The organism is Pantoea sp. BL1, from assembly GCF_000963985.1.
Classification (GTDB): Bacteria; Pseudomonadota; Gammaproteobacteria; order Enterobacterales; family Enterobacteriaceae; genus Pantoea; species Pantoea rwandensis_B.
In genome coordinates, this window is sequence record NZ_JZRH01000011.1 from 150,068 (window position 1) to 157,596 (window position 7,529).

The following is a 7,529-nucleotide window of genomic DNA, read 5'->3' on the forward strand; positions in this document are numbered from 1 at the left end:
GAAAATGGTTTCCAGCATTGATGCGATTGTGGAGACGTTATGGCAACCCCAGTACCGGCGAAACGTGGAAAAAAACCGCGTGCCGCAACAGCCACCAGCGCCCCGGCAGGTGGGCAAGTTCAATCCCTGACGCGCGGTCTGCGTTTACTCGAACTGATCGCCGAATCTCACGGCAGCGTCGCGCTGACCGAGCTGGCTCAACAGGCCGGTTTACCGAACTCCACCACGCATCGCTTGCTGACCACCATGCAGCAGCAGGGATTTGTGCATCAGGTGGGCGATCTGGGCTTCTGGACGATTGGATCGCACGCGTTTGTGGTCGGCAGTAGCTTCCTGCAGAGCCGCAATCTGCTGGCGATTGTGCATCCCATCCTGCGTAAACTGATGGAAGATGCCGGAGAGACGGTGAATCTGGCGGTGCTGGATCTCAGCGACTATCAGGCAGTGATTATCGACCAGGTGCAGTGTACGCAGCTGATGCGTATGTCGGCACCAATTGGCGGTAAGCTGCCGATGCACGCGTCTGGCGCTGGCAAAGCATTTCTCGCCCATCTCAGCGATGAGCAGGTGACCGCGCTGTTGCATCAGAAAGGATTGCACCACTACACGCCGAAAACGTTGATGTCTCCGCACAGCCTCAAAGAGAATCTGGCGCTGATCCGTAAGATGGGCTTTTCACACGATGATGAAGAGCACGCGCTGGGCCTGCGCTGCGTAGCGGCCCCGATTTATGACGAGCACGGCGAGCCTTTTGCCGCCATCTCGATTTCCGGCCCAATCGCGCGCATGACCGACGACCGCGTGACCGAACTGGGCGCGCTGGTGATCCGCGCTGCCAGGCAGGTCACGCAAACCTATTCTGGCCGCTAAGCGGCCACTGATGCATAGCGCGCGCTGAAACGTTGTCCAGCGCGCCAGGCGATCACTTCTTCGATGTGACCTTGACGAATGCGCGCTTGCAGCGCGCGCCACCAGCCCGGATCAAACAATTGCGGATGCAACGTCTGCAATAACTTTCCGGTGCCAGGCTCGCTGCACAGCGCATAGCGGAAGGTTTCCGGGAACACATCATCCGGTCCCACGCTGTACCACGGCTCGGCCTGCAGTTCATCCTCTTCGTAACGCGCTGGCGGCACATCGCGGAACTGCAATTCGGTCATGGGGCGAATTTCATCGTAGTCGTAAAACACCACGCGGCCGTGGCGCGTCATGCCGAAGTTTTTGAACAGCATGTCGCCGGGAAAAATGTTGGCTGCCGCCAGCTGGCGAATCGCGTCGCCATATTCACCCACCGCGTGCTGACGCTGTTCCGGCGTGGCCTGCGCCAGCCACAAATTGAGTGGCTCCATGCGACGCTCCAGCCACAGATGTCGAATGATCAGCACGTCGTCACGCAGTTCCATCTTCTCCGGAATGTCGCGTTGAAATTCCTCCATCAGCTCTGCCGGGATACGTGCGCACGGTATCGCGAAGTACTCAAATTCCTGGGTATCCGCCATGCGTCCCACGCGGTCGTGTTCTTTGACCATGCGATAGCATTCCCGCACCTGCGCATCAGTGACCTCTTTCTGCGGCGCGAAGCGATCTTTAATCACCTTAAATACGCGATCAAATCCTGGCAGCGTAAACACCAGCATCACCATGCCGCGGATGCCGGGCGCGATGGTGAAATCTTCGTCGCTGTGTACCAGATAATCCAGGTATTCGCGGTAGCATTCGGTTTTGCCGTGTTTCTGGCAACCGATAGCCATGTAGCGTTCGGCAAGGGTTTTTCCCGGCAGAATCGGTTGCAGCCAGGCAACCAACGCCGCAGGAACGGGTGCATATACCATAAAGTAGGCGCGGGCGAAGCCAAACACGATGCTGGCGTCGTCGCTGTCGGTTAAGCAGGTGTCGATCCACAAGCGTCCCGCCTCATCACGCTGAATAGGCAGTAAGCAAGGCACCATGCCATCACTCAGCTGTAATCGCGCCACAATCCATGCGGTTTTATTTCGGTAGAACAATTCACCGGCGACATCCAGCGTGGCAGCTGCCAGTTGAGTGGAGCTGAACTGCTCATGCAGATGGCGGACAATCCAGCCAATATCACGGGTGAGATCCTGCCAGGGTAAGCGCAAAGGAATATCATTGAGCACCTGACGCAGCACCTCATGCCAGTTGTGCTGCGGGCGATACAAGCGTGACAGCGGACGCTGGGCCAGCGGCGTCGGGGCATAAGGCTGCGACGGGAAGATAAACAGGCGTTCGGGATCCAGATGACTATGGCCTTGCAGACGGCAATAGACGGAATTAAAAAAGCTTTCGGCGATTTCATGGCGCGGATAGCCGGGGAGCAGCGTCTCATAATGGCTTTTTACCCGCAGCCAGAACGCCTCATCCCAGTTCGACACGTCATTGAGGATGCGCAGTTGGTTGGCCACGAGTCCGACATGGTGATCATAAAGATGGATACGCGCTTTCATCGCCTGCTGCACGGCATGCCAGTCGGCCTGCTCGAAGCGCTGCTGGGCGCCTGCAGTGATATCCAGAAAGCGGCCATACTGCGCGTCGAAACCTTGCAGAATGGTGTGGGCGATCAGAGATTCTCTTGGTGTCATCGGCAACGCTCCGGCAAAGGGCGCCCGTCCGTGGGCCAGGCGTGATGAAAGTCCGGGATGCGGTTTTTGGTCGTCATCAATGGCGACCCTACGAATGTATCGTGCGATTTTCGTAGGGTACGCATGCAGACTGATCAGAACTGCGCGGCCTCAGTGGAACCGGTCAGTGCAGTGACGGAAGACTGGCCGCCCTGAATCACGTTGGTGATACGGTCAAAATAGCCGGTGCCCACTTCCTGCTGATGTGAGGAGAAGGTGTAACCTTTTTCGCGCGCGGCAAATTCCGGCTGCTGCACTTTCTCAACGTAATGGCGCATACCTTCACCCTGCGCATACGCGTGCGCCAGATCGAACATGTTGAACCACATACTGTGGATACCCGCCAGCGTGATGAACTGGAAGCGGTAGCCCATGTCGCTCAATGCCTGCTGGAAACGGGCGATGGTGCGATCGTCGAGGTTCTTCTTCCAGTTAAACGATGGCGAACAGTTGTAGGCCAGCAATTTGCCCGGATATTGTGCGTGGATCGCATCGGCGAAACGCTGCGCCAGTTCGAGATCCGGCGTCGAGGTTTCGCACCAGAGTACATCTGCGTACGGCGCATAAGACAAACCTCGGCTGATCGCCTGCTCAATACCGGCACGAGTGCGGAAGAACCCTTCCGCAGTGCGTTGCCCGGTGATAAACGGCGCATCGCGCTCGTCACAGTCGGAGGTAATCAAATCAGCAGCATCCGCATCGGTGCGCGCCAGCAATATGGTGGGCACCCCCATGACATCGGCTGCCAGTCGCGCGGCCACCAGTTTTTGAATCGCTTCCTGGGTTGGCACCAACACTTTGCCGCCCATATGGCCACACTTCTTCACCGAGGCCAGCTGATCTTCAAAGTGCACCGCGCCAGCACCTGCTTGTATCATCGATTTCATCAGCTCGAAGGCGTTGAGCACGCCACCAAAGCCGGCTTCCGCATCCGCCACAATCGGCAGGAAGTAGTCGATAAAGCCCTCATCCTCTGGTGACACACCATTCGCCCACTGAATCTGGTCGGCGCGTTGGAAGCTCTGATTAATACGCTCGACCACATTGGGCACCGAGTTCGCCGGATAGAGCGATTGATCGGGATACATCTGCCCGGCCATATTCGCATCCGCTGCTACCTGCCAGCCGGAGAGATAGATCGCCTCGATTCCCGCTTTGGCCTGCTGTATCGCCTGCCCGCCGGTTAAGGCACCAAGGCTGTTGATATAGCCCTTGGTGGATTCACCGTTGAGCAGCGACCACAGTTTATTGGCCCCCCGCTCTGCCAGCGTACAGGCCGGATTCACCGAACCGCGCAGGTTGATAACATCTTCTGCGCTGTAGGGACGGGTAATGCCCTGCCAGCGTGCGTCGTTCCAGCTCGATTCCAGTTGTTTGATCTGTTGGTTACGATTCATAGCGTTATCTCCAGGTTCATGGCAGCAGGCGGTAGCCCGGCAGAGTGAGAAAAGAAACCAGCTCGTTATCCGTGGTGATTTGCGCCATCAGTGCGGCGGCATCGGCGAAGCGCCCGCTACGGCAGCGCTCTTCACCCAGCGTGTGTTGCAGCGCTTGCATCTCCTCATCCAGCAGACGTTCAAACAGCTCGGTGGTCACCAGTTGGCCATCGCTGAGGATCTGTTTGTGGTGAATCCACTGCCAGATGGAGGTACGAGCAATTTCTGCCGTGGCGGCATCCTCCATCAATCCATCGATAGGCACGCAGCCGTTACCCCCGATCCACGCCTCAAGGTATTGCAGCGCCACACGAATGTTGGCGCGCATACCCGCTTCAGTACGCAGCCCCCGGCATGGGCGCAACAAGCGTTCGGCGGTGATGGGCGCATCCTGATCGCGACTGACATGCAGCTGATTCGGTTGCTCACCCAGCTGGCGAACAAATTCTGCCATCGCGATATCGGCCAGGCCCGGGTGTGCGACCCAGGTGCCGTCATGACCGTTACCGGCTTCACGCGCTTTGTCTTCCTGTACTTTCTGCATCACCCACGCATTACGTTCGGCGTCTTTACTGGGGATTAGCGCGGACATGCCACCCATCGCTAAGGCGCCGCGGCGGTGGCAGGTTTTGATCAGCAGCCGTGAATAGGCATCGAGGAAAGGCTGATCCATGCTGATTTGCTGACGATCCGGCAGAATGCGATCGCCGTGCTGTGCCAGGGTTTTGATGTAACTGAAGATGTAATCCCAACGGCCGCAGTTCAGGCCGACCACGTGATCGCGCAGTTCCCACAGGATCTCGTCCATCTGGAATACTGCCGGCAGCGTTTCGATCAACACCGTGGCTTTGATGGTGCCGCGCGGCAGATCAAAACGATCTTCGCTAAAGCGGAAGATCTCACGCCACCACGCCACTTCAGACGCATGCTCGGTTTTTGGCAGATAGAACCAGGGCGCGTGCCCCTTCTCCAGCAGCGCATCAACGTTGTGGAACAGATAGAGCGCAAAATCAAACAGTCCGCCAGGAATGGCACGATCGCGCCACTCAACATGCTTTTCATTCAGATGCAGTCCACGTACACGGCACATCAGCAGAGCAGGATCGGATTTCAACTGGTAGATCTTGCCCGCTTCACTGGTGAAGCTCAGCGTGCCCTTAACCGCATCGCGCAGTGTCAGCTGGCCATCCATCAATTTCTGCCAGGTCGGTGCCAGTGAATCCTCAAAATCGGCCATGAAGACATTGACGTTAGCATTCAGCGCGTTGATCACCATTTTGCGATCCGGCGGACCGGTGATCTCAACGCGACGATCGCGCAGCAGTTGGGGAATTGGACGTACCTGCCAGTCACGATTACGAATGGAAGCTGTTTCCGAATCAAAGTCCGGTAAAGCCCCCTGATCGTAACGTTGCTGGCGCTGCTGACGTGCCTTTAACAGGCGCTCACGTTCCGGTGCAAAACGTGCAACCAGTGTATGCAGGAAGTCGATGGCTTCCGGTGTGAGCAGCTGCTTTTCCGCTTGGGTAAAGGGCTGAGTGAAAGTCAGCGTATTGTGGATAACCGAATCTGTCATGCGGGCTGCTCCTGTTTTGATCCGTCCCCCACTTACGGGGATCCGGGTGTAGGGTGATTTTTAACCGGCAAGATCAGAGCATAATGATTTTTACTTTGTTTTCAAAAACTATTTCCATTTTTATTTCTTAACTGATTTATCTTTATGATTTAAATGTAATTTAAACTCTCGAATTAAAGGCAATGGATTCCACCACTTTGCGCAAGGCAAAAAAAATGCCGCGACAGCACGAGGCTGTCACGGCACATTTAACGAGAAAAGCGAGCTTTGCTTTAGTCGAGTGTGGGATTCATATGACGCAGATCGAACGGCGTGATCTGGTAAACGTAATAGTTTAGCCAGTTTGAGAACAACAGATTACCGTGGCTGCGCCAGGTGGCACGTGGTGGCAGTTCAGGGTTGTCCTGCGGGAAGTAGTTAAACGGTACTTCCGGGTGCAGCCCGGCATCATAATCTCGATGATATTCACCGGACAGCGTCAGCGCATCGTATTCAGGATGGCCAGTAACAAATGCCAGGCGCTTGTCTTTGCTCGCCATCAGGTAAGCCCCGGTGGCGTCAGATTCGGCAAACAACTCGAGATCGGTATAGTCGCGAATTAACTGGCTCGGGAAATCAGCATAACGCGAATGAGGCGCGAGAAAATTGTCGTCAAATCCACGGGTTAACAAGGCATGTGGATGCAGGATTTGATGTTCATATACACCCGAAAGCTTGTTCTGCCGCGTCTGCTTAGGAATACCATAGAGAATGTTCAGGGCTGCTTGCACCGCCCAACAGACAAACAGCGTGGATGTGACGTGTTCTTTCGCCCAGTGCAGCACACGCTGAATCTGCGGCCAGTATGCCACGTCATTGAAATCTACCAATCCCAGCGGGGCACCCGTAACGATCAGACCATCGAAATTATCGTGCTCAATATCTTCGAAGTTGCAGTAGAAGTTATTGAGATGCTCGCTCGGCGTATTGCGTGACTCACGACTGTCGATGCGCAGTAGCTGTATGTCGATCTGCAGTGGCGAGTTGGAGAGTAAGCGTAAGAACTGATTTTCCGTTTCGATCTTTTTTGGCATCAGGTTGAGGATCAGTACTTTAAGCGGACGAATCTCCTGAACACTGGCGCGCGATGAGGCCATGACAAACACGTTCTCATTACGCAAAAAATTCACTGCCGGTAATTCGTCGGGGATTCTGATTGGCATAACTGACTGACCTCTTACTGATAACCGTATAAACGTTTAGACATCCAGATGCCCGAGGTTAGCCTGGCATCCGCTGAATGTCGAGTCTTCATGCGGATTATGAAAATGTTTCAGTTTAAAGCGGGATTCATTCCGGCAAATAGGTTATTTAAGTCGCGTTTTCACCGTGCTGACGCTTGGATTTATGCCTATTTTGCATATAGGCGTGATTCTGAGAATGGTTTTTTATTGCTGAAATGTGGATCTAATTCAACAGATAATGACCGCTGTTTGTAGTCAACACTACAGCGACTCGGTTCCGGAGTGGTAGCCGTTCAGTGGATACAAAATAGAATCAAAGTACTGCTGATTTATCAGGATTAGCTTAAGGTTTTGAGGTTAACCCGTAGCCAAAATCGCGCTGTGGCGGCGTGGTGTCAAAGGTGAAGTGGCTGATTTACTGGATGAATATGTGATTGCGATGGCCAGCGATGAGAAATTAACGATCGACCGGCCTCTTCGTGATATTAATCAGCCGGTTAAGGTTGCTGATTTTATCGAAGAATGGCTGAGAAATGGCCGGTAAACAGAGGGTTTTATGATCGTCTGGCTAAACTTCAGGCGTAAATTTCAGACGTAAAAAAACCCTGAACTTGCGTTCAGGGTTTCTTCACTTGTTTGATGCCTGGCAGTTCCC

Annotated in this window: 6 protein-coding genes; 2 read left to right on the plus strand and 4 right to left on the minus strand. The window is 54.7% G+C overall.

Going from position 1 to position 7,529, the window contains the following annotated elements; translation table 11 throughout:
• The first annotated feature begins 39 nt into the window (after positions 1-39).
• Positions 40-870: a glyoxylate bypass operon transcriptional repressor IclR gene (iclR, locus tag VH86_RS07445; RefSeq protein ID WP_038643723.1), complete on the plus strand. Its 831-nt coding sequence runs from the start codon at positions 40-42 to the stop codon at positions 868-870.
• On the opposite strand, the gene aceK is transcribed toward iclR, so the two are convergent.
• The 4 genes from aceK to metA form a co-directional block, all read right to left on the minus strand.
• A complete protein-coding gene (gene aceK, locus VH86_RS07450) occupies positions 867-2,600 on the minus strand; it encodes a bifunctional isocitrate dehydrogenase kinase/phosphatase (protein ID WP_045832422.1) in 1,734 nt (577 codons plus the stop codon). The two genes, iclR and aceK, sit on opposite strands and share 4 nt — an antisense overlap.
• Positions 2,601-2,734: 134 nt before the next feature.
• Positions 2,735-4,036, minus strand: a complete 1,302-nt coding sequence (gene aceA, locus VH86_RS07455) for an isocitrate lyase (RefSeq protein WP_045832423.1) — start codon at positions 4,034-4,036, stop codon at positions 2,735-2,737.
• 16 nt (positions 4,037-4,052) lie between these two features.
• Entirely contained in the window at positions 4,053-5,651 is a 1,599-nt protein-coding gene (gene aceB / locus VH86_RS07460; protein ID WP_045832424.1) for a malate synthase A, read from the minus strand.
• 272 nt (positions 5,652-5,923) lie between these two features.
• Complete coding sequence (metA, locus tag VH86_RS07465; protein WP_034827128.1) at positions 5,924-6,853, minus strand: homoserine O-succinyltransferase; 930 nt, start codon at positions 6,851-6,853, stop codon at positions 5,924-5,926.
• Positions 6,854-7,280: 427 nt separating this feature from the next.
• Between metA and VH86_RS25700 the strand changes: the two genes are divergently transcribed.
• Positions 7,281-7,418 carry a hypothetical protein gene (locus tag VH86_RS25700; RefSeq protein WP_156150568.1) on the plus strand — a complete coding sequence of 46 codons (138 nt, stop codon included), beginning with the start codon at positions 7,281-7,283 and terminating at the stop codon, positions 7,416-7,418.
• Positions 7,419-7,529 lie beyond the last annotated feature (111 nt).